This window comes from Streptococcus varani (assembly GCF_001375655.1).
Classification (GTDB): domain Bacteria; phylum Bacillota; class Bacilli; order Lactobacillales; family Streptococcaceae; genus Streptococcus; species Streptococcus varani.
The window spans coordinates 211,788-236,917 of record NZ_CTEN01000003.1 but is presented as its reverse complement, the minus strand read 5'-3'; the positions used below and the strand labels follow the sequence as shown (position 1 = coordinate 236,917).

The window sequence follows — 25,130 nt, the reverse complement described above, 5'->3', positions numbered from 1 at the left end:
TCCCCTTAACGCATGAATTTTAATTATCTCTTACACTAGAAGTAACTGTAGTAAAGGAGGTGAAGATAATGTTACATTTCCCAGGTGTCTCAGAGGAAAAATTTGATTTTGAAGCGTGCTGGTTGGTTAAAGCCATGGACGACAGTCAGAAGAATATTCTTTTCGCAGGACAAGGAAAAAATGGTGATTTGGAGTTGGAACTCAGCTATCAGGATAATCCAGAGCAGTTTGAAAATCTTTCGGTGGGAGAACTCGTTCAACTACCAAAAGAAATGTTTAGGATTTCTGAAACAACGCCTTATCAATCAAATTATGAGTGTTTTTAATGAATGAAAGGAATTTTTATGGTAGAAGAACACACAAACCAACCATGGTCACGTGGAAAGAGTCGTCGAGAGAGAGTAGAGCACGCTAGATCTCGGGATATTTTAGACGTTGCTAGTGAATTGAACATGGAGTTGTTTCAATCAGGGAGAGATTATCGTTGGAAAGAACATGATTCGATGGTTATTTCACCTGACAAGAACATGTGGAACTGGTTCTCACGTCATCAAGGCGGCGATGTCATTGCTTTGGTCCAGACCATGAAAGAGATTAATTTTAATCAGGCGATCGATTATCTCAATGATGGGACTTTCAAGGAATTTACAATAGCCGAGCGAGTACAGGAATCTTTTAACTACTATCTGAAACCTTATGAACAGCCATTTGAAGCGGGTAGAAGCTATCTAAAAGAGCAACGTGGTCTTTCAGATGAAACGATTGATTTTTTCCTAGAAAAAGGAGTACTAGCCCAAGCCAATGCTAAAGTCAATGGCAGTATTGAACCAGTTGTTGTTTTTAAGTCCTTTGATTTCTCAGGAGAGATTGTTGGGGCAACTCTACAAGGGATTGAAGAAAATTGGGAGAAGTGGCCTGAGCGTGGCTATGCTAAGAATATTGTCAGAAATTCAGATGGTATTACGGGTATGCACGTGGATATTGGTCAGCCTAACCGTCTTATCTTTGCGGAGAGTGCTATTGATCTCATGTCTTACTATGAATTGCATCGAAACAGCCTCCAAGATGTGCGGCTAATCTCAATGGATGGTTTGAAGGAAGCAGTCGTAGGTCGACACGTAGCGCAACTACAGTCGGATGTTTCAGGACGACCGCTACGGTGGAGTCATGATGAATTAGCTGAAGGATTGCAGACGGCGATTGATAATAACTTTTTTGCGGATGGAAAACATGCAGACTGGATCACTCTAGCAGTAGACAATGACGAAGGCGGGCGTAACTTTATTTCTTCTTTACGTGACAAAGGAGCAGCTGTCATAGAGGCCATGCCGAACTTGCAACCTGGCCAAGAAAAATCAGATTGGAATGGTGCGACACGTTTCTCTATAAGTGCTTAACGCAAAAAGAGAGGATTCACGCAAAAAAAGTGAATGACAACTAATGATTTGACAGTTGGAATGAAAGCCGTCATGTTGGCTGAAACAACTGATTTGATACTCCTGCATGCGTTCATGCGTAACAGCACATGAAGGTGTGAAGCCAGGTAAAGTCGGCAGAACAAAACCTAAGTAGAATGCGCATTCTATACGGTTGCGGATATGTCGGAATGCTAAAAACAATCTATGGTGAGAATGTTTCTATTGAGAAACTGACGAACTTGCGAATGTACGGGTCTATAAGTCGACTCTACTCGAAAGATAGAGGGTTGCGTGTGCAAAGAACATTACCGAAAAGTAAGCGTCGTTCCCATGAAATTCGGAATCACAAACAATGATGTGATAAATGTTCAGGCTCATAGTAAGCACCTAAGGATTGATGTACAGCTAGAATCATTGGAACGTGGAAAGCGAGAAACACTTAATGAAACGTCTGTTAACGGAGTGTTGAGTATAAGGCAAACGCTGAAATTTCTTAATTCTCGTGAGAGTAGAGGCACAGTACTGTTGAAACTCATGAAAATGAGTGGGGGGATAGCCTCAAGACTTGTTCATTGAAAAATTAATAATAGTTAAATGAACTCACAGGGTCGAGTAAGAGGATAGGACTAACAAAAGTTAGGAGAAGTAATCTATCGGTGAGTACGAAATTGCGATATTTCGAATATTACAATATGCAATATACTTTTGATTGGTTGTATGAGCGGAGTAAACAAGGTTGTAGAAAAGGATTGAATCTCTATGACCACATCATTTCGGAAAATAATATCCTACTAGCCTATCGGATGATAAAGGCGAATACAGGCTCAAAAACTGCTGGAGTAGATGGACAAACCATTTCAGAGTTTAAACTGAAAGATAAACAATGCTTTATCAAAGAAATTAGAAAAGCTTTGCAGAACTATAGCCCTCAGCCTGTAAAACGAGTGGAAATCCCCAAAGCAAATGGGAAAACTCGACCATTAGGGATACCAACGATGCAAGACCGCCTAATACAACAGATGTTCAAGCAAGTGTTGGAGCCAATTTGTGAAGCAAAATTTTACAACCATTCTTATGGTTTTCGTCCTAATCGGTCTGCTCAGGATGCTATCACGAGGTGTTCTTTCCTGATGAATCAGTCAACCTTCCACTATGTTGTAGATGTCGATATTAAGAGTTTCTTTGATAATGTCAATCATAAGAAACTTTTGAGTCAACTTTATACGATAGGGATAAAGGATAGACGTGTACTGGCTATTATTGGAAAGATGTTAAAAGCGCCTATAGATAAACATGGGATTCCGACCAAAGGAACACCTCAGGGAGGTATTCTATCTCCTTTGCTATCTAATGTTGTCTTGAATGATTTAGACCAATGGATAAGTAGCCAGTGGGAGAACTTTCCGACGCAATACCCATACAAAAGCAAATGGAATGGGCTGCGTCAGCTCAGAAAACATTCCAACCTCAAGGAAATGTATATTGTACGCTACGCAGATGATTTTAAAATCTTTGCGAAAACTTATAAAGAAGCTTGGAAGATATTTCAAGCAGTCAAAGGGTATTTGAATAACCATCTCAAATTAGAAATTTCACCAGAAAAATCTAAAGTTACTAATTTGAAGAGGCGACGTTCGGAATTCTTAGGTTTTGAATTAAGAGCCATACAAAATAAAGGAAAGTATGTGGCAAGCACACATGTTTCCAAAAAGAATAAGGCAAGAATTAAACAAACAGTGAAAGAACACTTGAAACTATTGCAGAAAAGTCCGAGCTGGCAGAATGTCAAAGCTTATAATTCTTACATTTTAGGCATTCATAATTATTACAGAATGGCTACATGCGTCAATATCGACTTTTCAAAAATTGCCTATTCTCTCTCATTTACCCACTTCAATCGTTTACAAAATGTCGGGAAATATGAAACAGCTCGACATCCACCGCCTGTTTATCGTAAATTCTATAAGAATAATTTGCGAACCTATAAAATTGCAGGTTTATATCTCTACCCTCTTGCAGATATTCAATGGCGACTGAAAGTCCCTATGAACCAAGAAATCAGCGATTATACCTTACAGGGTCGTATGAAAGCATATAAGCAATTAGACCAATCCATTTTCAACGAAATACAGAAACTACAAAGTTCTGAGAATATTGGCTTTTCACTTGAATATGAAGATAATCGCATTTCAAAGTATTCCATGCAAAAAGGGAAATGTGCGGTGAGTGGTGTATTTCTAACAGCTGCCGAGGTCCATTGTCATCATATACTTCCAAGAAGGTTAGGTGGAGGAGATGATTTTTCTAATCTGATCATTGTCCATCAATGGGTTCATAAACTTATCCATGCCAAAGATGAAAGAACGATTGAACGTTATAAAAAGCTTCTCCATCTAACTAAGGTTCAGATGGAGAAGCTCAATAAATATCGTGAAACATGTAATTTAACTAAAATTAATTAATTAGAACAAGTTGGAACGCCGTATGCGATGAAAGTCGCACGTACGGTGTGGAGCGGGGGAAAACCTAGAGAAAATACTTATTTTCAATTGCAAAGGAAATAAGATTTAAAGGGTTACCTATCGCTATATATTTTGAAAAATTTCTCTGACACGAGTCGTTTAGGTCAGGGAGATCAGAAATTAGATAACCCGAATACTGATCCTTCACTTGCAACTCATCCGCTAGTTGATGCGATAGATTCCCCTCGTGTTTTACAAGCGATCTATCCAGACCATCTTGTTTTACTGCATAACGAAGATAGAAACAGAAGTATTTATCTAGGCAAATCAGAAAACTTCACTAACGGTCTTTATAACAATAGTGATCACTCGCTGATTCATTTGTACAGTGGAACCGGGACAGAGTTACGTACGCTGTACTATTTGTTAGGTGGTTATGAGAGAATACCTCGAGAAGACTATATAAAAATTAATGGTTCTGCTGGGGAGAAACTCTACAATACCTACGACGAAATTGTCCAGAGGTTGGAAACAGAATACCAGATGATACCAGAGTTGTCCCATCAATCTACGCAACCAAATGACTATCTGCGTCAAGTGGAAGAGATTATTGCTGATATTATCAAAGATGATACTGGATATTATTTGTGGCATGATGAAGAGCTTCATAATCGGGATGCTGAAGATTTTGTTTTAGAGGAGTTCCACGGCATGCTTGAAGATAGAAAATATCGAGTAGCTGGAGCAGAACTCTATGTTGAAGACTCAAGCAATGATGGTGCAACAGGTTATCTCTCGCTTGAAGGTCATGTACTCGATAGAGACGGTATTCTTGATTATCTTTCTGATCAAGAGTTTTCGGATTTGGAAAAAGTGGAATTTCTAACAAAACTACAAACCAATCTTCCTGAAATTTGGGAAAAGGTCCTTGATTACTATGAAGATACATTTAAAGTAATTGTTGATAAATACGAACTAAAATCCTCTGATTCTCCTTTGATCCAACATAAAGATACAGAATCCTTAGCGAGTGAACCAAAAATTGTGACCTATGATGTTCTTAAACAAGGAAATGAAGAATTAGTGAAGCAATTAGAAACTCGTATAAAAGCAGGAGAAATATCTATCACTTTTGACACAGATTTTTACCTGTATAATGTCTTTGGCAATCTAGGGAATAGCCACCCACTCAAATACATGACTGATAAGCGACTAGAGGTTTTAGGGCCACTTCGACCAATTTTATCTTCTATCGATGATAAGACCGTTGATCTGTATAAAAACAAAGGCACGGTGGAACAAGATTCCCTATACCAAGCTTTGAAACCGCACCAACGCACGCTAGGAGTAGATATTTCAACCCGATTTATTGGAGAACTCGCTGTCGCTGCGTACTTAACAAATAAACAACTTGAAAGTCTATCAGCTGAACAGTTCGGAGCTTATTATGGCACTAGAACATTCAATAATCTGTCGCAGTCTATAGAACGAATGCTAGAATACCCCTTGAATGAAGCAGGTATCAAGGATTATACTTATGGTTTTGTGACAACTCCCAATGCTTTTTATCATTACCTGATGGAACAAGACGGTGAAGTGGTTCTTAGTCGATCTGGCGTAGAAATGTTGATATCTCGTATTGAATCACAGTCTTATCAGATAGTAGAATCCACCCAAGAGGAGGTTTCTGTTTCAGAAGCAAAAGAAAACCCCCTTGAAATGACTCAAGAGACGGATAGTATTTTTGGACAACAAAAAAACGCTGAGGGTACAATCGGGGATTTTCCTGAAAATCAGGAGGCAGCACCTCTACCTGAAGCGAACGTATCGCAACCTTTGAATGACTTGTCACCAAGCCAAACTCAGCCTCAGCCTTTACTGCATTTTAGCATAAATGAGGATGGGAAGTCAATTAATAAGCGTCATTATCATGCTGTTAGTAATAAGGATTTAGTGAAATTGAATCGCTATGCTGGTACGCTACAACAAGTTGCTAACTGGTATCTGAATGAATTAGCAGATAGTAAAATATACTACTTTTATCAAGAAAATGCTTCTATACAGACACTTCAAGTGTCATTTGATAAAGATAAATTTCAGCACTTAACAGGCGTATTTCCATATAAGGAAGGTCAGTCAGCAGAGCAAACATTGGAAGATTTTGCTAATGGTAATGGTGCTTTTGACACAATTCTCTTAGCCAATAAAGGTGCAGCATTTGATAAGTTAAAAGTCTTGCCTGAATTGCCAGCAATTGTAGAATCGGATTCATTCTATTTTGGAGATCTGTCTGAAGTTCCAAAACTTCATTCTTTAGATTTGGATAAAGCTATTAAGTCTGGAGATGAGGATATTATTTTAGCACTTAGGACTGTTGATAATACCACTTTTCCTGCTAGTTTGATGAAGCTACGTATAGGATTAAAAAATCAGTTAGCTCAATCAGCTGAAGAAAACATTATCTTGGGAGTTTATCGTGAACGAAAAGGGCAACTTGACCAACTGTCAATTAATGAAGAGTATGTTAAAGATGGTGGTCAAGAAATGTTATCTATTTTGGAGAATAAGCAATATGAAGAAGCTCTTGTACCGACTCAAGAAATTGTTAACAATGATGAAATCTCATCAGAACTTTTCACCCAAGTGTTAGATGCCGCATACAATGTAGGAGACCCTAGAAAACTTGGAACACAAGTGCTTAAAGAGTTTAAAGTAGCTTGGGAACGCTATTATGAACTTTCAGATAAACATGAAGGTAACTTTGGCGTAGTGGTTAGTGCTGCTGATCAGATGGGATTGATTGATAAAGATTCTAATTTCTATCGAGAATGGAGTCAGGATCGTATTTATAATGAAAACTACCATGTACGCCTTCAATGGGCTGAAATATGGCCAGACGGTCCTCAGATTCCATTTAAGGAAACAGAGCTTGTAGAGTATCAAACATTTGCTGAAGAGCTTTACAAGCAGAATGGAGCCTTTTATGAACGTCATCAAGAAAGTATGGCAACAGGAAATCAAGCAAATTATATTCCGTTTACTAAAGTTAAATTTGACGTGTATGCTCCTGGAGGTACTCTAATCAAAGATAATGTTCGCTATGATGTTGGTGATGAAACGGAACCTATATCACGTTTATTGGGGCTTGGATATCGTCGTTTAGAAGGACAACCTGAGTTAGCAGCCATCGACGAAAAGGTTCTTTCTCAGCTGGAAAACCAGGAGGTAAATCAGGAAATTGCCACTGAAGCTAATGAGCAGAGCTTGAAGGCACAAGATGCTCTTCAAGATGAAGCGAGTAGCCATAAAGAAAGTTTCCAATCTCCTAATCAAGAAATGAAGGCTGGATTAGCCCAAAGAATTGAAGAGATCATGGCTGAAGAAACAGCTAAAAATCAAGTTAAAGAAGATGAACAGGAACATACTTTGACACCTGATGAACCGTTTGACTATACCAATGCCTCTGCCTATGAAATCAGTGAACATGCTTTTCAAAAAATTCGTGAATATACCCAGTCACCCGAAGACTTGCTGGAATACATGGATTTCATGAGTAAATTCCCTCAGTTATCCCCTCGTAATGTCGCCCTCATTCATGAACAATGGCGTGGGGCCAATGCAGTCACTACCTATGACCAATGGCAAGCGATGGGAGAGGCCTTAGGGATTAAGCCAGAGGATGTCATCCAGACAAAGGCGACCTATACAAATAAAAGAACTGGTGAAACCAAGGAAGTGGTACACCAGGGACTGTCTGTCAAAACAGGAGAGAAATCACAAATCACACTGTTTAGACCATTGATGGTCAAGATGATTCCAGTTCTTGATGAAAGTGGTCATCAGATTAAAAATGATAGAGGTAATCCAAAATTCAAAATGCTTTCTGAAGCAACTCCACAAGAGAAAGTTTTGGTGAAAGATGGTAAACTTCCTGTTCGTCAATTTCAAGAAAGAGATCCTAAAACGGGTTATTCACGTTTCACCACCTACAAGGTCTTTGAGCTGTCCCAAACAACGCTGAAACCAGAAAGCTATCCAAAAGCTATACCGAACCGTCATTATAACTTTAACGTGGATAAAGTTAAGACCAAAGAAGTGCTTGAAGGCTTGTGTGATTACGCTGAAAAAATTGGTGTTGCCATGATGAAAGATGAAGTCCATGTTTTAGGAAACGCAAAAGGTGCCTTTTATCCAGGTGAACAGCTTATTCTGATCAACCCAGATAACACACCTGGAGAAAAAATTGCTACCACGATTCATGAGCTCGCACATGCGACACTTCATAATCCTAAATTGGCAGACGATTACAAGGAATTGCCGAAAGGACAAAAGGAGTTAGAATCTGAGATGACGAGTCATATTTTATCTAAACATTTTGGACTAGATACCTCTGAAAAAGCGATTAACTATATGGCCAGCTGGACAGGTAATCTAAAAGCATTAGACGATAAGCAGTTAGCGGATTCTTTGAAACGGGTTCATAAAACTGTTTCTAACATGATGAAACATGTTGAAAAACATAGCAACCCCTATTCATTAGGAAAAAATCGAGGACAAGGGCCAAATTTTCCTAAGCCCCCAACCAAAGGGCCAAGCCGCTAAACCAGAAGGCAGTCTCGATTGAGACTGCCTTTTACTGTACAAGAAACAATACAAAAAGTTATATAACTTTTTCAACGTTGCTCTAACTAATTCCCTTAACGCAGAAATTTTGATTATCTCTTACACTAGAACTATCAAGTTAAAAAGGAGAGAGGTTATATGGTAACAGTTATTCTAGCTGAAAAAGAAACTCAAGCTGTAGCTTATGCAGAGAGTTTAGGAAGAGCTAGTAAACAAGGAAAAGTACACATTGTCAAACAGACACCCTATTTTTCAGATGAAGTGCATATTATTGCTGCGGAAGGTCATTTGTTTGAATACGGATTACCAAAAGATAATTGGGATTTGAATAAGTTGCCTTTGATCGATGTTTCTTTTAAGCAAACCTTGAAACAGGATAAAACTTCTAAAGAAACCTTCAAGCAGATTTATCAGGAAGTAATGGCAGCGGATCAGGTGATTATCGGTACGGACTCTGATCGAGAAGGAGAGCGGATTGCCTATTCCATTCTATCTCATATTCCTGAGGGAAAGAAAAAGGTTACAAAGCGCTTATGGGTCAATTCATTGACAACCAGAGCCCTACAGAAAGCTTTTCAAAATTTAAGGGAACCGTTAGAAACCTATAATTACTATCTTGAAGCTGAAGCACGTGCACAGTCTGATTGGTTAGTGGGGATGAATCTATCACCCTTGGTCACGTTGGAACTTCAAAACAAGGGAAGGCTTCCAAAAGGAAAAGGGAATAGCTTATCGGTTGGTCGTGTTCAAACTCCTGGTGTCCGTTTAATCTGTGAGAATGATTTAACGATTCAAAACTTCAGACCAAAAACTTATTGGAAATTACAGATAGAAGATAAGGAAACAGGGATAATCTTCTCAAACAAGGAGAAGTATTCAGATAGTGAGGCTATTCTTACGATGTCACGACAACTAAGTGCGGATTCTACCGTTTCTTCAGTTGAAACAGAAGAGAATCAAAGACTAGCACCAACTCTCTTTAATCTCTCCGATATTCAAGGGCTAGCCGCTAAACAGTGGGGATTTGAACCAACTAAAACGGAAAGTCTAATTGAAAGCCTCTATTTGAAAAAATATTTGTCTTATCCTCGGACAGATACTCGTTTTATCACGGAAGAGGAGTTTGATTATCTGAAAACTCACTTAAAGAGTTATCAGGAGGCTGTTAATTGCTCTTTTGAGGCAGTCAACTTAGAACCAAGGAAAAATTATGTTAACCCTGAAAAAGTCGCTAAAACAAGTCACTATGCCCTTGTACCAACTGAACATATTCCTAATCTAGTGACTTTGAAACCAGATGAGCGGTTAATCTATGAAGCAGTTGTCCGTAGAACGCTTCTGATGTTTGCGGCAGATTGTCGCTATTTAACGACAACAGTTGAAGTAGAAAACCAGGGGATGGTCTTTAAGACAACTGGTCGTCAAATGCTTGTTCCAGGTTGGGCAGCCTTTAGCCAACAAAAACTAAAAGGGGATGTTGAGTTACCAGATTATCGTGTAGGAGATCAGATTGAGACCAAAGCCATCATTCTTGAAGGAGTGACTAAACCACCTAAGAGAATAACGGAGAGTCAATTAATCAGTGAGATTTTACCAAAGTATGGATTAGGGACACAGGCAACCAGAGCAGCTATGCTAAAAACAATTCAGGATAGAGGATACATTACGAAGAATAAAAAAACAGGCCAGTTATTTCCAACAAATAAAGCTTATCTCTTGATCCATTACCTCTATGATAATGAGTTTGCCAGTCCTGAGACAACAGGGGGCTGGGAGTTATTCCTCTCTCAAATTGGTGAGGGGGAGATTAATCCACGTGAGTTTGTGGAAGCGATCAAAGAAAAGTTGGCGAATCAGGTTGCTACTGCAAAGGGAAGGAGTGATTGAAGTGGAAAATGAAGTGAAGACCCCATATCTTGATAAGTATACGGATAATCTAAGTACTAAGATTGCTAAAAAATCGGACGATTATCAAGTTTATGGACGAGACAAGGAAGTTCAAGCTGTTATTATCTCTCTTCTCAGACGAACCAAGAACAATCCTATTCTGGTCGGAGAAGCAGGTGTTGGAAAAACAGCTATTGTTGAAGGATTAACACTTGCTATTTTACGTAATCAGGTTCCAAAAGCTTTACAAGAGTTAACGGTTCGTTCCCTAGAGCTTTCTAGTTTGATGAGTGAAGAAGATGGTGGATTCATTGCTAAGTTTAAGAAGATTATTGAGGAGATGGTTGGCACACGTGGGCATAATCTTCTCTTTGTAGATGAATTTCATACGGTTGTTGGAGCAGGTAGCCAAGATAGCCAAGCACTCGATGCAGGAAATGTGATTAAGCCCGTCTTGGCACGTGGCGATATTCAGCTGGTCGGCGCAACTACTTTAGATGAGTTTCATGACTATATTGAAATGGATAGAGCCTTAGAACGTCGGATGCAGCCAGTTATGATAGAAGAGCCTACTATTTCACAAGCAACAACTATAATAGAGCAGGCCAAAGTCATTTACGAAACCTTTCATGGAGTTCAGATTTCTTCTGAAGCCGTTCAACAGGCTGTCCGTCTATCTGTTCGTTATCTTACAGATCAATTCTTACCAGATAAGGCCTTTGATTTAATTGATGAAGCCTCCACGATTGCCTCTGCTGAGGGAAAAGATAAGGTGACAGAGGAAGATATTGCCCAGGTTTTGAAGGATAAAACGGGCATACCAGTCACTACGATTTTAAAGGGTGACAAAGAACGATTAGATGGTTTCAAGGAAAAGTTGATGGCTCGTGTTAAAGGACAAGAAGATGCGATTGATGCCGTTGTGGATGCTGTGACGATTGCTCAAGCTGGATTACAAGATGAAAACAAGCCGATTTCCTCCTTCCTTTTTCTTGGTCCAACTGGAGTTGGAAAGACAGAGTTGGCCAAGGCTATTGCGGAAGCCCTTTTTGATGATGAGAATGCCATGATTCGTTTTGATATGTCTGAATATAAGCAGAAGGAAGATGTGACCAAGCTAATCGGTAATCGTGAAACGAGAACAAAAGGACAGCTAACTGAAGGGATTAAACGTAAACCCTATTCTGTCTTGTTGCTAGATGAAGTTGAGAAAGCACATAGTGAAGTCATGGATCTCTTTCTTCAGGTATTAGATGATGGTCGCTTAACAGATAGCTCAGGGCGTTTGATCAGTTTTAAAAATACCATTGTAATTATGACAACTAATATTGGAGCTAAAAAAATTATCAATAAGTGGGAGTTGAAAGGAAACTTTAAAGATTTGACTGACCGTGATCGCCAACAATTTGAAAAGTCGATGGAGAGTGAGTTACAAAATGAGTTTAGACCAGAATTTTTAAACCGAATTGAAAATAAACTGATCTTCAATCTTTTAGAACGTGATGTGATTGAAGCAATAGCCGAGAAAAATCTATCTGAAATAGCTGGTCGTATGCACCGTCAAAACCTAAGACTTTCCTATGAACCTAGTTTAATTCAATATTTATCTGATGTGGGAACAGATGTGAAAAATGGAGCCCGTCCTTTGGAGCGTTTGATTAAACGAAAAGTATTAGCTCCTATTTCAACTAAAAGCCTTTCATTGGATAGAAGCAGGCAGACCTATAATGTCCATTTATGGGTCGAAGGAGAGGCTCCTGACAATCAACACCGAAAAGATTTTAGGCAAATTCAATTAGATATTGAGGAGGAAAGAGAAGAAAAAGTGAGTTCTCTTTTCAGCTGAAAAAATTTTTCTCTAAAATTTTTGCCCTTAACGCAAGAATTTTGATTATCCCTTACACTAATAATGTCAATAAAATAAAGGAGGTTTTCTATGGAGAACAAATTGGCAAATTATTTTAGTAAAGTGAAAACGAAAGGAAAAGGCTATTTGCTTAGTTTATCACTCTTTCTGTCAGGATTCCTGACCAACACAGCTTATGCGGATGATCCATTCGCCAAAACAGATGCTTTGGCTCAACAAGGGATCACTAAAGTTCAAGGAATTGGCGTTGTGACTCTAGGCTTGGCTGTTGTAGTAACTGGACTAGTTTATGGTTTTGGTGGTCGTGAGGTTAAAGCTGCTATCAAAAAACATTGGCTGGCTATTGCAATAGCCATTATTGCGGTTTCTGCTGGGCCAAGTATCGTTGAGTGGGGCTTTAACTTTGTGAAGGGTTAAGGTGGCGACTATGGCATTTATCCCTTTTAAGAAAAGTCATAAATGCGTGGGGACAGATGAGTTGTTTATAGAAATCACCTGGGAAGAAGGTAAATCTCCAGAAGATGATAGCGAGCTACTTGGGATTATTGAAGGACTGGATCAACAATATTTAGATTTCTTCCAACATACGATTGAAGAGTCCTTGCCTTATATGACCTTTTATCAGGCAGAGCTACTCTTTCAAGCTTTACAAGAGGCTTATGGGCACGTAGAACTGAACAAGGTAGCAATCTGTCACCTGGAGGGGAAGGAGGCTGTCTCTGAAGGAGAAGTCTTTGCCAGTCCATTTATCATTGATCAACGGTATCAGAATTTACTCTTACCACTGATTCAATCAATTATGACAGGTCAAGACTTCCGATCTTATACCTACCAAGAAAAGCGGGAGTATTTTGTCAATCAAATTTATCCAGCTTATAAAGCTAGTTTAGGCATTCAAGAGTCAGCCTTACCTCTTTTCCCAGAAGAAGGAGAAGAAATTTCAACTGTTTTCCCTCGACAAAAGCAACAGCCACGTCACTCTACTGGAGTTACTCCACAAGTTGGAGTAAAAGCCCCTAAGCAGAAATCTTTAAAGATGATTTATTTGCTTGTGGGACTACTAGGAGCTTTAGCTATTGGGGGAATGGTTTTATCTGTACTCTCGCATATGCAATTATCTAAGCATAAAGAACAAGTAACCTATCTTTATCAAGAGTTGAAAAGTACTCAAAAATTACTTGACGAAGAGCATCAAATAGATGTTTTCAGTCGCTATTTCTTACCAAATTATTATTCTGGTAAGAAGGAGAACTTGGTAGATTTTCTTTCGGATGGAGATGCTAAATATACAGTTCCCAAAGAGGGAATCTTACAGTCAGTTATTCTTGAAAAACTGTCCTATGATTCAGAAACGAAAGAGTATAGGCCTACTTACGTTCTATTAATCAAAGAAGGAGAAAAGGCTTCAAGTATTCGTTTAAGTTTTACTATTAAGAAATCTGATTCTGCAAAATATGGTTATGTCATAACGACAGAACCGAAGTAGTCAGCCTATATCAAATAAAGAAAAAGGAAAAGAAATATGACAAAGAAACAAATCTTATCTGCTCTTGCATTATCAACCCTTCCCTTAGCTCAAGCTGGTTTGGTTTCAGCTGATGAAGTGACACCAGTTGATCCTTCTTCACCCTCAACAGAAGTAGTGACTCCAGTAGAGCCATCTGCTCCAGTGGAAACACCTACAGAACCGACACAGCCTGTCGAGACACCAACAGGGCCTACGACTCCTACAGAACCAGTTGAACCTGCTAATCCGACTCCTCCTGTAGAACCTACGGATCCATCTACACCACAAACAACTGAAGAACCAAAAACAGAAGATCCAACCCCACCTTCAGAGGAGCCTGTCACGCCACCGTCTGACGGCAATGGACAGACCACTCCAGTCCCAACAGAACCTTCTACAGGGGAAGCCCCTCAAACGATCAAACCCATTCCAGAACCAGTCGTGACCTTTAATCCATTTGAAACACCAGGTGGGCAGACAGTGGTTGGGACGCAAAACAGCCAGGTTGTGATCCAAAATAATGATGGTAGTACACAGACTGTCAATGCTGAAGAGGTAGGAGGTGCTACCAATGCGGACGGTACCGTAACCGTGAAAGCTGCTTCAGGAGAAGTCAAGACCCTGCCTCAAACAGGTGAAGAAGCAGGAGGTTTGTTTAGTCTACTGGGCACAGTCATTCTAACGAGCTTAGGCTTCCTGAAGAAAAAGAAAATCATTTAACACTAATCAACCAACTATGACCGAGATGTCGTAAAACTAAAAAACAAAAAAGAAAAAGGAGATTCACCATGAATCAAGAAACAAAACAAATTTTCTCACTTCGCACATTCAAAACAGGGACTCATTCAGCCCTACTGGCTAAATATGGGATTGCCCTTGCGACAACGGCAGTATTGATGGGAGCTGGATCCGTATCCGCAGACGAAGTCACTTCTACACCAGCAGAACCAGCTACAGAGGTGGTGGCACCATCCGTTGAACAACCAGCCACTAATACAGAAGCTCCAGCTATTACAAGTGATATTCCGACCTCTGTTCCTACAAGTGTAACACAGGACCAAGCTGTGACAGCGGTTGAGGATGCACAAGATACGTTAAAAGGAAACGTAGATACTGCTAAAAATACAGGTGTCGTTGTAACTGAAGGAGAACCTCAAGAAGTTGTTATTGACGATGCTAATGCTGCTGAGAAGACTTCTGAAGTATTAACAGACTTGAATAAACAGGATCAAGCTGTTAAACAAGCCACTGCCAAACAAGCAGACAATCAAAAGGCTTATGAAGAAACCAGTGCTGAACATGAAGCGGTAACCAAAGAAGGCCAAGAGGCTTTAGACAAGTCAACCGCTGAGGTGGACCAATTGATTGAACAAGCTAAACAAGCAGGATTGATTGTCACTGATACCACAACAGATCAAACACCAACCTACAAAGATACAAAGGGTCTCACAGGAGACGACTTGCGTAAGGCTATGGCTGAAAACCTGGATCTCTATAAGGCAGCTATTGAAGCAGGTATTGGTATTCAAGACAAGTCTGTATCGGATTTGAAAGCGGCTCTAGCTCTTTACCAAGCCAACCAAAAAGCTTACAACCAAGCCAATACTGCTGTTAAAGATGCAAAATCAGCAGGAGTAGCGGATTTAGCGGGAGCAGATGGCCGTCAAGACCAAGTAATTGATCTGGCTAAAAAGAACGATGTTTCCATCGATGTCAAGCATGAAACAGTAATACCAAAATATACCGATGTCAAAGGTTTGACAGGTGATGCCCTCCTCAAGGCAATCAATGATAATATCGCTCTCTATACTCAAGCTGTCGCAGATAGCGTTGCTAAACAAGATGGTTCTACCAAAGATGCACAAGCAAAACTGGATGCTTACCTCAAGTTACTTGCGGATTACCAAGCTGGTAAAGGACAAGAGTCTGGTATCAAATGGGCCGAAAACACAACTGTAGTAGCTGGTACAGCGCAAAAAATGACAGGTGATGAACCAGCAGTTGACTGGGGCAACCTTCGTACAGCTGCGGCAGATGCCATTCAATCCTTGGATCGTAACCAAAATACGGATGCAAAATTCGATAACCTGTTTAAAATCAATGGATCTGGTACAGTAACCATTAAGAATACAACAAATGGTGATGTCACTCTCAAAATCTCTAATATCCAGGCTTGGCAAGCAAGAGCTACATATCTAGCGGTTTGGGGAGCTAAAGACGGAGGTATTGCTTGGGGTGTCTTTGCGACAACTAATGGTACTGTAGGCGGTGGAGCTGGAGAAGGCGCTACTGGAGGTGGAACAATTGGCTATTCAGGAAATATCCTAGCCATGGTCAAATCGTACGATTATGAAGTGACTACTAGTAATGCGGTCTCAACAGTGACCTTCAATGATATTGATAACAGTCAAACAGTTACCTTGAACGGCCTTGATGGTTCAAAAGTAGTTAAGGGCCGTAACATCAACCAATCAGGTAACAGCTATTCTGCTGGAGCTGGTGATGTATCTCAAGCTTCAGGTGGTGTGATTGATTCCAACGGTATTCAATTCAATTTTGATGATGCGAAGAAGGTTACCTTCAGTGGCAGTCATTTCCTACCAGGGCATATCAATACCTCCATTGTAGCAGGTATCTTCGGGGTGGCCTCTGAGGTTCCAAAAGAGCCAAAGAAACCAAACCTAGAAGTTACAAATCTAGATGTGACCGTTCCAGAAGCACCTGAGGCTCCAGAAGCTCCAAAAGTAGCAGTGAACAAAGTGACTGTAAAAGCACCTGAGGCTCCAGAAGCACCAGCACCAGTTGAAGTGAGTGTCCACTACTACAAGATGACGACGACACCAGCACCAGAACAACCACAACCTGTAACGCCACCAACACCTAACACACCAGTTCAACCAGCATCTGTCTTGCCTTCAACTGGTGAAGCAGGAAGTATCCTAACACTAGTAGGAGGAATTCTTCTTTCAGGACTTGGGGCTATGGGACTCAAAAAACGCAAGGAAGACTAATGACTGAATCATAATTTGATGTCATTACAAATTGGCCACAAGACAATAATGGTAAGGTACTTGTGGCCTTTTACTATCAAGGAGGATAAAATATGCAAGAATTTATTGCCAATGGTCGAGTAGCTAATATTCCATCTGATGCAGTTGGTAAGACAGCTAATGGACATGTTAGTTTTAAGTTTGATTTTGCGTGTGATGCGAGTCTACAGGGAAATGATGGAAAGCCTTTGACCAGCTTCTTCCACGTACAGGTCTATGGCAATCAAGCTGAACTGATGGCACAGAGTTTATCCAAAGGTTCTCCTATTCTTGTAAAAGGCGAAATTATTCAGCGGACCTATACGAATGAGCAGGGGCAACGTCGGAGCTATCAATACCTTGCTCCAAGTCAACATGATGGGATTACTTTCTTGGAAAGTAGGGATGCTGCCTTGAGACGTAAGCAGGGGCAATTTAATCCTTCTCAGCCAGCAACTCCCCCAGTCTCTTCTTATCCAGAACCAATGGATGCGGATGAGCCCTTTTAAGCAAAATAGCACGTGTTCTAAATGACACGTGCTATTTCTGTGTGTGGTAATAACTCATATGTATTATACCAGAAGGAGTAGTGATGGATCAAATTTTAAAGGGACAAAAAGTTATATAACTTCTTGTTTATTTTTAAAAATTGTGCCCTTAACGCAGGAATTTTGATTATCCCTTACACTAGTTATACATTCATAATGACATTAAGAAAGGAACATTCTTTATGGAAAGAAATCAAACAGAGAATCAGTTAGACGATTTGCTTGCGGATTCTCTTCAGGTAGAAAATTATTTGAAGCAGGGTAGAAGTTGTCGACGATACACTGTCCAGTTGGGAATTGAGCAGGGAATCAATGCCTATTTGGAACGGTATCAACTGATTTCACCTCAGTTGCAATTTAAAGTTTTTCTCTTCTCCAGTTTTTATGGAGAAAAGATAAAACGATTCTTGGACGATAGACGAGGTGAGCAGTATGTTTAGTTGGTTAGAAATGATTTATTATACCCTCATTCAACTAGCAAAACTCAACGCCTTCAATGCAATTCTCTTAGTCAGCTTTATAGGGTATCTTTGTTACCAAGGAATAAAGTTCATAAAGAAACCAACGAGGGATCTTTTTCAGCTGATAAAAAATTTCTTTGACAACAGAGATATTATCAAAGAGCAGATCAGAAATAAGAGAAAAGCACTCACTTATTCCTGGAAGCACCGTCAAGAGATTGATTGGAAGTCTGCTGGTCGAGATAAAGGGAAGCAGTTGTGGGATCTCATGAAACGACTGGTTACGGCGATACCCTCATTTTTATTTCTGTTACTAGGTAATATTCTCTTTCGGATCATCTATAAGCTCCCTTTTGTCAAACAGGATAGGAAACGCTTTGATAAGGAAATGAAGCCGATTCTCCATTTTAAAACCTTTCGAAGTTTTATCTTAATGGGTCTTGGCTTTAGCGTGATAGCTTTCTTGTTGACTAATTATTTTGTGACGGTTTTAAGGGCTGCTATTCGATTTCTTTATTTTTCTGTCATGTCTCTAGTAGATAATGGCCAAGGGATTGCCTTTAATGTTGATAGTTTACTTTTTCATAACTTGTTTAACGCTAGGGTATTTGTGATAGCACCCATTCTAGCGGTACCTATCTTTCTTATTGGACTAGTAGTTGCCTGGCGGTCTGCTTGGGTTAACTTTGAACAGTATCGTGACTATAACAATAACGAGGAAGGGGATGACCGCTTTGCGACAGTCAAGGAAATCCACCAGCAGTACAAGAAGGTTCCAAACAAGACAGAAACTTATCCAGGTGAAGGTGGGGTACCAGTCCTTCATGAGACGAGAAAAAATCTCACAGGTTTAACACTAGGATCTCAGATGCTTTGGCAAAACCGCAGCTTTAGTCGCTATATGACGAATGCGGAAAGAATCTTAGGAATCTATGCAAAGGCTTCAGGTGATTACTATATCGATGATAGTACCACCAATATGCTGGGGATTGGTATGACTCGTTCTGGTAAGGGGGAAGGGCATATTACAACCACTATGGATATCAATAGTCGCGCAGAAATTCAACCGTCTATGGTTCTTGCCGACCCAAAAGGGGAACACTATCAGTCATCGTATAAGACCATGTGCCGACGTGGTTATGATATCAACGTTCTTTCTTTTCAAAACATGGACTGGTCCATGTCCTATAACCCTCTAGCACTTGCAATAGCAGCAGCTAAGAAGGGCTACTATGAAATGACACAGACAAGGGTTAATGCGGTAGCAGAAGCTATTTATCGGAAAACCAAACCAGGTGTGGGCAATGGAAATGCTAAATACTGGGAAGACACCTCCATTTCCCTCTTTAATGCGATTGCCATGGCTCTGATTGACCGTGCCAATGAAACCTTTAAGAACGGTGAAACAGATGCCTGGGACACTGTCACAGTTCGAAACATTGCCAAATTCTTGACCGATTTGGGTTCTGAAGAAGTCTTTGTTAATGACTTTGGAGAAATCGTTGAGAACCCAGATCGAGATCAACAAGTGAAGAAGAAATCGAAAATAACGGTTTACTTTGATAACTTGCGTAAAATCAATCAGGAACAGTTTTCTAAGTTTAGGGATATGGCTGATCTCAACTTTAGGTCATCTGACTTTGCTTCAGAAGAGACTAAAGGAAACGTCTTCTCCAGCATGATGTCTGGGATTAACCTCTTCTTACAAGACAACATCGCTAAACTAACGTCTAAAAATTCGATTGATCTAGAATCCGTCGGCTTCCCACGTCGGCTGTCTATTAAGTTCCGTTCAAGTTCCAATGTCGCTATGCGTAACGAATACGCTCATAGAACAGCCAAGGTTACCATTACTAGCCAATCTTTTTGGGGGAAGACGACTAGACAAGTTACCCACGTGGAAGAAGCAACAGCTCTGATCGATGGTGAAGGCTATCTCACCTATGTGATTGAACCTAAGCTACCTGATCAGTTCCTGGTAACCATTGACTTTAATCACGAAAACAATGGGAATTCAACTATTCGTAATAAGACCTTCCAATTCTCAGCTGAAAAAGTTTATCAGAAACGTGGCAAGGTGATTAAGTTGGATGAGTACACGAGGCAACCTGTACTGGACCACATTAAGGTTACAGTTCTGAATAAGCAAGAGGATAATCTTCTTCAGGAAGAAGATATTGACTTGATTTACTCAGACAATCCTAAAGTGATTTACCTGGTGACACCGCCAAATAGGACAGAATATAATAGTATTGTATCCCTGTTTTTGGATCAGTTGTTTAACGCCAACTATGAGTTGGCACTATCCAATGGTCGCAAATGTGTCAACAGGATTCTTCATATACTGGATGAGTTTACCAATATTCCAGCTATTCCTCACATGGATACTAAGATTTCTATTGGTCTTGGCCAGAACATCCTCTACTACCTCTGGATTCAAAACTTGGAACAACTGGTTGATAAGTATGGTGAGAATACTGCCGCAACTATTCAAGACAACTGTTCGCTTAAAATCTATGTGAAATCTACTTCTGATAAGACCAATAGTCGCTTTAGTAAGGATTTAGGATCACGAACCATTACCCGTCGCAGACGATCCAGCAATATCCTAGACGAGGCTAACCCAAATGTTTCTATTGAAAATCCGAAGCAGGATCTATTAACCCCTACTCAGTTAGCCAAATTACAAGAAGGAGAAGCGGTTATTCTACGTGGGGTTAAAGGTCGAGATAATGCAGGTCGCAAGGTGACAACCGATCCCATCTTCTTACATGAGAAAACAGCTTTCCCATATCGCTATATGTTCCTTCAGGATGAGTTTGATCACTCTATGACCTTGGCGGATATTCCAGTAGAAAGTGAGCATAGGGAGCTTGACCTTCAGGATATAGCCGTAGGGGCACAGAGTACCTTCAATAAAATTATTGATTGGCGACAGGCTTTAACAGAGCGTATGAGAGGAAACGGAGAAGTCCCTCAATTAGCAACGAGGCAGCAAACCTCTAAACCTTTGGCTCAAGCTCAATTCACTTCTCCAGTTGAACTAACTCATGCAGTTATAGCTGAAGTCTTTGAGGATGAAGATGACGACGATCTCTTCTTTGTGGATGATGTGATGTAAGAAGATAAATAAAAAGTTATATAACAAGGTGTGCAATCTATTGCAAAAAATCCTATTTCTGGTATAATGTGAGTAACTAAAAACAAGGAGAAGGTTGTTATGAAAATGAAAAAATGGTTTAGTCTGGTGACGTTAGGGCTCGCACTCATTCTTCTAGCAGCCTGTGGTCAAAAATCAGCTGAAGATATCATCAAAACAGAATTGAAGGATAGCTATGTTGGTTACTCTGAAGATTCAGGAGGTGGGTATCCATTTAGAGCTGGTGATGATACATTAACTTTTAATAAAAAAGAAAACTCTATTACTAACAGTTATGGAAATATGAAATATTTTTTAGTTATTCCAGAGGAGGATATTCCTTCAGGAACTCAAACTGTCATTGAGGAATTAGAGCCTCACCTAAAAGGAACGGACAACTTCACGATTATTGTCAGTCGTAAAAAAAATCCAACGATTGATGATTCAGAGGGGGCGTATCAAATTGCTCTATCAGACGGTGGGAAGTCCATTCGTATTTTTTACTTAGGGCGGGAACCACGTAGCTTTGGCTATTATGATTTTTCAGGAACAGCTGAGTAAGTGAAAAAGTCTCAAATTTGAGGCTTTTTTTGATGCCTTTTTGTCATTTTTTCCCTTAACGCAGGAATTTTCATTATCCCTTATGATGGAGGTATATAACAGAAAGTAGGTACCTTCATTTGACATATGACACTTATTCGGACTTGGTCAATGCCCTAGAAAAAGGCTTTTTAGATATAAATGGGAAAACCAACGGGAATATCACGGGCGAAAATGCGGAGAAGATGGCTTCTTTTTACAGGTATTGGAGCAATTATCTGGAACCGACACCAGCCTTCCTCTCCTTCTTGGCCTATATCCCAGGAGGCATTGCCAAGGGCCTATATTCCATTACAGCTAGTTTGGAACATGTCTTTAACAATATGTTTAAGCTCTTTGGTCTCTTTGGCTACTTAGGTGATAATAATACGGTTATAGGCCAGTTCTTCTATTGGTTCCAGGTGATCGGCACGACTCTCTTTAGTCTAATTCTTGTTGTCTCGGCTATCACAGGTGTCTTTACCAAGCCAGTCAAGTATAAGGGAGTGATTACAAACTTCCTCTTAGTAACCATGGTCACGGCCGTTTTACCACTTGCTCTGACGACCGTTTCCGCTGTCATGGCGCAAGATGCCATGAATATCCAAACGATTTCTAGCGAGGCTCCAGAGGGAAGTAAGCATTATTCCTCATTGGCTATTCAGCCCATGAAGAATAATGTGGTAGATCTCAAAGTCCTGATTGATAATGATTTCTCTACAGAACTCTTTCATTTAGATGATCAAGGGTATATTAAACCACCCAAAGAAGGGTCTACGCCTGTCAACCAGATCACGGACAGTCCAGATAAAAGAGATACGACCAATTTTGCGACACGGATTGATTTTGGGGCTACTTATGGAGCTTCTAATGCTGATTTGTTAGATGAAATGGACGAAAAACAAGAAGGAATAAAAGGACTTTTCTTACACAAACTAAACACCAATCAAGATGGAGTTGAAACGATTACTGAACATCGTATTGTTGGTGAACTAAACGCTTTTGAACCTGTTTACATGCGCTATAAGGTCAACTGGATGGGGATGTTCATGCAGTATGTGATTCTGATTGTGCTCTTAATTGCGATGGCTATCAAGTTGGTCAAATCCGTTTTTGATATTATCATTCAGGCGATGATATCTCCCTTACAAGGATATAGCTCCTTGTCTAACTCTAAGAAGTATAAGGAGTTATTACGGACAATGGGAGGAGCATTGGCAGGTATCTTCTTTGAAGTCGTGATTATGCGGGTAACACTTGAAATCTTAAGGGATTTACCAACCTTGTCCGTTTCTGCTGTGACAAAGCTCTCAGGTGGCTTCTTTGACGGTCTCAACATGTGGGAACAATGTCTAGCGGCCTCACTGGTTTATATTGGTGTTTTCCTGACAGCCATGCAAGGGGTGACCATGATTGAACGCTGGCTTGGGGTTTCTACAGGTCACAGTGATACTGCTCAACAGCTAATCGGTGCCATGATGGCTGGTCAAGCCTTTGCGACTGGAGCTGGGGCTGTTGGAAGTCTGGCCATGGGTGCTGGACAACTCGGGATGGATGTCGCTAGTAAAGTTCCAGGAGCTATTGGCGCAGGAACTAAGAAATTCGGGGATAGTCTAGCCGTCACAGGTGGAGGTCTTCGAGGAGCTTTCAACGCTGTGAGAGACCAAGGTGTCGCAGGTGCTGCTAAAGGTGGAGTCAGCAACATGGTTGATTTGGCAGAGGTTATGGGTAAAGAAGCCGTTGGCAATGTGAAAGACTTTGCGGGTGGAGTCGCTGATCATTTAGGAAAGAAAGAACAAGCTGCTCATGATGCGGTATATCGAGGTTTGAAGGATTATAGTCATCCTGAAGATCCAAGGCCTGTCTCTCCATTTGATCCAGATGCCTTAACAGGATTTGATGGTCCTAGCGATATGAATGAAGATGTGGGACCATCTGGAGGAGGAATTTCAGATCCTACCGTAGCTCCTACTGAACCATCAGGTGAAGCTTTTGGAGGCATTAGTGAACCAACTCCACCAGCTGGAGAAACTGCTCCTTTCAATGTGACGAATAATATTCCTCAAAAACCTGCACTAGAATCTTCTTCCAAACACAATTTCCAGCAATCCATGAGTCAAATGCACTACATGGGCCAACAAATGCAGCAGTCCGCTCAACGTATGCAGGGACAATCGCATATCAGAGGTGCTGAAATTGATGAAAGTGACGAGTAAGGCTTATGATTGATGTTGCGGGAAAAGTTGTTGTCGTTACAGGGAGTTTACGTCCAATGACCAGGCAAGATGTTATTTCCTTTCTGGAAGATAGGGGAGCCATTGTTCAGAACTATGTTTCAGCTCGAACAGATATCCTTATTGCAGGTCATAAACAATTAAATCTCTTTGAACCTGACAAACGTTCTCAGAAATATGAAGCTGCCACATCCAGGATTGCAGAAGGCCAAGCTATTACGATTCTGTCTGAAGAAGAGTTTTTCAACATGGTAAAGAAGTCTCAATTTTGAGGCTTCTTTTTTGTGTATAAAGATATATAACTTTTTGTACACACGATAACTTTTAGAGGGAGAGACGATGTAATTTATCCCCTTAATGCAAGAATTGTCATTATCTCTTACACTAGAACTATCAAGATAAAAAGGAGACAGAAAATGAGTGAAAAGTACGGTGTCCCACGTGACATCTACGCCAAAGTCAAAATTATAGGACTAGTGATGGCCGATATCGTTTTCGTAGGCGGTTCAGCTGTTGCGGCGGTATCTGTTGGAACGAGGATTTTCCCGACGAGTCAATGGGCACAATTATTGGCTTTTGTGATTCTAACACCGCTGATGTGTCTTTATCTGGTTCTACCAACTAATGGTGGAAAGAAGAATTGGCACAGCATATTTCTCTTCTTCAGAAGGAGACGAAAACGCTATGTTAGTCTGAATTATCAAAGAGGGGAGAGACGGTAGTGGCTATTAAACAAACACAAACACAATCGTTAGAAAAACGTCCATTGGGTCGCATGCAGGATAAAAAGAAGGAGAAACAAGAGTACTTCGATCTTAATTCTTGTGTTGAATTACTCGATGTTAAGTCGATTATCGACAATCGTCAAGCCTATATTCAGTTAGTTGATTATGGCTATCTTCAGCTGATGGAAATCCCAGGAAAGGATCTCGGTTCACTATCCTATAACGAGATTAGACGAACCATTGATAACTTTGAAAAATGGCTAACGGACTTTAATGCAGATATCCAAATTGAAACGACGACGTTACCGACCAATACAGATAGTCAGATTATGGATCTGCGCCATCATTTGAGCTTGGTTCGTCAAGAAAAAGCAAAGTTATTGCCTGATTCCCGTCGCTACTTGCAGTTGCTGGATCGTGAGAACTGGCTTAGAAACGAAATCCAGGTTGAAGAAAATATTCAACAAGAGATCTATAATACAGAGTTCATTCTTTGGCTCTTTGCACCAACGACAACCGAGTTAGATGACTTGGTTCGAAAGGCTAAATCTTATGGAAATAATGATTTTGTTCCACGTGACATCACTAGGGTCAAGAAGGAACAAATTATCAAGCAATTCAACAACATGAACGAAAAAGTATAAGGAGAAA

At 40.3% G+C, this 25,130-nt stretch carries 17 protein-coding genes and 1 pseudogene; all 18 read left to right on the top strand.

The genetic code is table 11. The features are described from left to right. Window positions 1–68 precede the first annotated feature (68 nt). The gene (locus BN1356_RS07200; protein WP_093650727.1) at window positions 69–326 is read left to right on the top strand and encodes a hypothetical protein; all 258 of its coding nucleotides are present in this window, start codon (window positions 69–71) and stop codon (window positions 324–326) included. An 18-nt stretch (window positions 327–344) separates the two neighbouring features. After that, a pseudogene (locus tag BN1356_RS07195) lies at window positions 345–1,379 on the top strand (CHC2 zinc finger domain-containing protein); the annotation flags it as partial. Between the two features lie 731 nt (window positions 1,380–2,110). After that, a complete protein-coding gene (ltrA, locus tag BN1356_RS07185; protein WP_245620319.1) occupies window positions 2,111–3,880 on the top strand; it encodes a group II intron reverse transcriptase/maturase in 1,770 nt (589 codons plus the stop codon). A 132-nt stretch (window positions 3,881–4,012) separates the two neighbouring features. After that, window positions 4,013–8,482: a PBECR4 domain-containing protein gene (locus tag BN1356_RS07180; protein ID WP_245620318.1), complete on the top strand. Its 4,470-nt coding sequence runs from the start codon at window positions 4,013–4,015 to the stop codon at window positions 8,480–8,482. 159 nt (window positions 8,483–8,641) lie between these two features. Further along, the gene (locus tag BN1356_RS07175) at window positions 8,642–10,390 is read left to right on the top strand and encodes a type IA DNA topoisomerase (RefSeq protein ID WP_093650724.1); all 1,749 of its coding nucleotides are present in this window, start codon (window positions 8,642–8,644) and stop codon (window positions 10,388–10,390) included. 1 nt (window position 10,391) lies between these two features. Continuing rightward, the gene (locus tag BN1356_RS07170) at window positions 10,392–12,236 is read left to right on the top strand and encodes an AAA family ATPase (protein WP_176694249.1); all 1,845 of its coding nucleotides are present in this window, start codon (window positions 10,392–10,394) and stop codon (window positions 12,234–12,236) included. A 90-nt stretch (window positions 12,237–12,326) separates the two neighbouring features. Continuing rightward, the gene (locus BN1356_RS07165) at window positions 12,327–12,674 is read left to right on the top strand and encodes a TrbC/VirB2 family protein (protein WP_093650722.1); all 348 of its coding nucleotides are present in this window, start codon (window positions 12,327–12,329) and stop codon (window positions 12,672–12,674) included. A 10-nt stretch (window positions 12,675–12,684) separates the two neighbouring features. Next, a complete protein-coding gene (locus BN1356_RS07160; RefSeq protein ID WP_093650721.1) occupies window positions 12,685–13,743 on the top strand; it encodes a hypothetical protein in 1,059 nt (352 codons plus the stop codon). Between the two features lie 36 nt (window positions 13,744–13,779). Beyond that, window positions 13,780–14,484, top strand: a complete 705-nt coding sequence (locus BN1356_RS07155; protein ID WP_093650720.1) for an LPXTG cell wall anchor domain-containing protein — start codon at window positions 13,780–13,782, stop codon at window positions 14,482–14,484. Window positions 14,485–14,552: 68 nt separating this feature from the next. Then, window positions 14,553–16,775 (top strand): LPXTG cell wall anchor domain-containing protein, encoded by a 2,223-nt coding sequence (locus tag BN1356_RS07150; RefSeq protein WP_093650719.1) that lies wholly within the window; start codon window positions 14,553–14,555, stop codon window positions 16,773–16,775. Window positions 16,776–16,867: 92 nt separating this feature from the next. Beyond that, the gene (locus tag BN1356_RS07145; protein WP_093650718.1) at window positions 16,868–17,302 is read left to right on the top strand and encodes a single-stranded DNA-binding protein; all 435 of its coding nucleotides are present in this window, start codon (window positions 16,868–16,870) and stop codon (window positions 17,300–17,302) included. 221 nt (window positions 17,303–17,523) lie between these two features. Further along, window positions 17,524–17,781, top strand: a complete 258-nt coding sequence (locus BN1356_RS07140) for a hypothetical protein (RefSeq protein WP_093650717.1) — start codon at window positions 17,524–17,526, stop codon at window positions 17,779–17,781. Further along, window positions 17,774–20,923, top strand: a complete 3,150-nt coding sequence (locus tag BN1356_RS07135; protein ID WP_093650716.1) for a VirD4-like conjugal transfer protein, CD1115 family — start codon at window positions 17,774–17,776, stop codon at window positions 20,921–20,923. Before BN1356_RS07140 ends, BN1356_RS07135 begins: the two co-directional genes overlap by 8 nt. 99 nt (window positions 20,924–21,022) lie before the next feature. Further along, complete coding sequence (locus tag BN1356_RS07130; protein ID WP_093650715.1) at window positions 21,023–21,502, top strand: hypothetical protein; 480 nt, start codon at window positions 21,023–21,025, stop codon at window positions 21,500–21,502. 119 nt (window positions 21,503–21,621) lie between these two features. Next, a complete protein-coding gene (locus BN1356_RS07125; RefSeq protein ID WP_093650714.1) occupies window positions 21,622–23,736 on the top strand; it encodes a pLS20_p028 family conjugation system transmembrane protein in 2,115 nt (704 codons plus the stop codon). A 5-nt stretch (window positions 23,737–23,741) separates the two neighbouring features. After that, the gene (locus tag BN1356_RS07120; RefSeq protein WP_093650713.1) at window positions 23,742–24,026 is read left to right on the top strand and encodes a BRCT domain-containing protein; all 285 of its coding nucleotides are present in this window, start codon (window positions 23,742–23,744) and stop codon (window positions 24,024–24,026) included. 144 nt (window positions 24,027–24,170) lie between these two features. Continuing rightward, window positions 24,171–24,476: a DUF5592 family protein gene (locus BN1356_RS07115; protein ID WP_093650712.1), complete on the top strand. Its 306-nt coding sequence runs from the start codon at window positions 24,171–24,173 to the stop codon at window positions 24,474–24,476. Beyond that, window positions 24,476–25,123, top strand: a complete 648-nt coding sequence (locus tag BN1356_RS07110) for a hypothetical protein (RefSeq protein WP_093650711.1) — start codon at window positions 24,476–24,478, stop codon at window positions 25,121–25,123. Before BN1356_RS07115 ends, BN1356_RS07110 begins: the two co-directional genes overlap by 1 nt. Window positions 25,124–25,130 lie beyond the last annotated feature (7 nt).

What these genes read in the sequence shown, in the direction of transcription:
- BN1356_RS07200 (WP_093650727.1), top strand. Translation starts at nt 69, where the DNA reads ATGTTACATTTCCCAGGTGTCTCAGAGGAAAAATTTGATTTTGAAGCG.
- ltrA (WP_245620319.1), top strand. Translation starts at nt 2,111, where the DNA reads ATGCAATATACTTTTGATTGGTTGTATGAGCGGAGTAAACAAGGTTGT.
- BN1356_RS07175 (WP_093650724.1), top strand. Translation starts at nt 8,642, where the DNA reads ATGGTAACAGTTATTCTAGCTGAAAAAGAAACTCAAGCTGTAGCTTAT.
- BN1356_RS07165 (WP_093650722.1), top strand. Translation starts at nt 12,327, where the DNA reads ATGGAGAACAAATTGGCAAATTATTTTAGTAAAGTGAAAACGAAAGGA.
- BN1356_RS07160 (WP_093650721.1), top strand. Translation starts at nt 12,685, where the DNA reads ATGGCATTTATCCCTTTTAAGAAAAGTCATAAATGCGTGGGGACAGAT.
- BN1356_RS07155 (WP_093650720.1), top strand. Translation starts at nt 13,780, where the DNA reads ATGACAAAGAAACAAATCTTATCTGCTCTTGCATTATCAACCCTTCCC.
- BN1356_RS07150 (WP_093650719.1), top strand. Translation starts at nt 14,553, where the DNA reads ATGAATCAAGAAACAAAACAAATTTTCTCACTTCGCACATTCAAAACA.
- BN1356_RS07145 (WP_093650718.1), top strand. Translation starts at nt 16,868, where the DNA reads ATGCAAGAATTTATTGCCAATGGTCGAGTAGCTAATATTCCATCTGAT.
- BN1356_RS07140 (WP_093650717.1), top strand. Translation starts at nt 17,524, where the DNA reads ATGGAAAGAAATCAAACAGAGAATCAGTTAGACGATTTGCTTGCGGAT.
- BN1356_RS07135 (WP_093650716.1), top strand. Translation starts at nt 17,774, where the DNA reads ATGTTTAGTTGGTTAGAAATGATTTATTATACCCTCATTCAACTAGCA.
- BN1356_RS07130 (WP_093650715.1), top strand. Translation starts at nt 21,023, where the DNA reads ATGAAAATGAAAAAATGGTTTAGTCTGGTGACGTTAGGGCTCGCACTC.
- BN1356_RS07120 (WP_093650713.1), top strand. Translation starts at nt 23,742, where the DNA reads ATGATTGATGTTGCGGGAAAAGTTGTTGTCGTTACAGGGAGTTTACGT.
- BN1356_RS07115 (WP_093650712.1), top strand. Translation starts at nt 24,171, where the DNA reads ATGAGTGAAAAGTACGGTGTCCCACGTGACATCTACGCCAAAGTCAAA.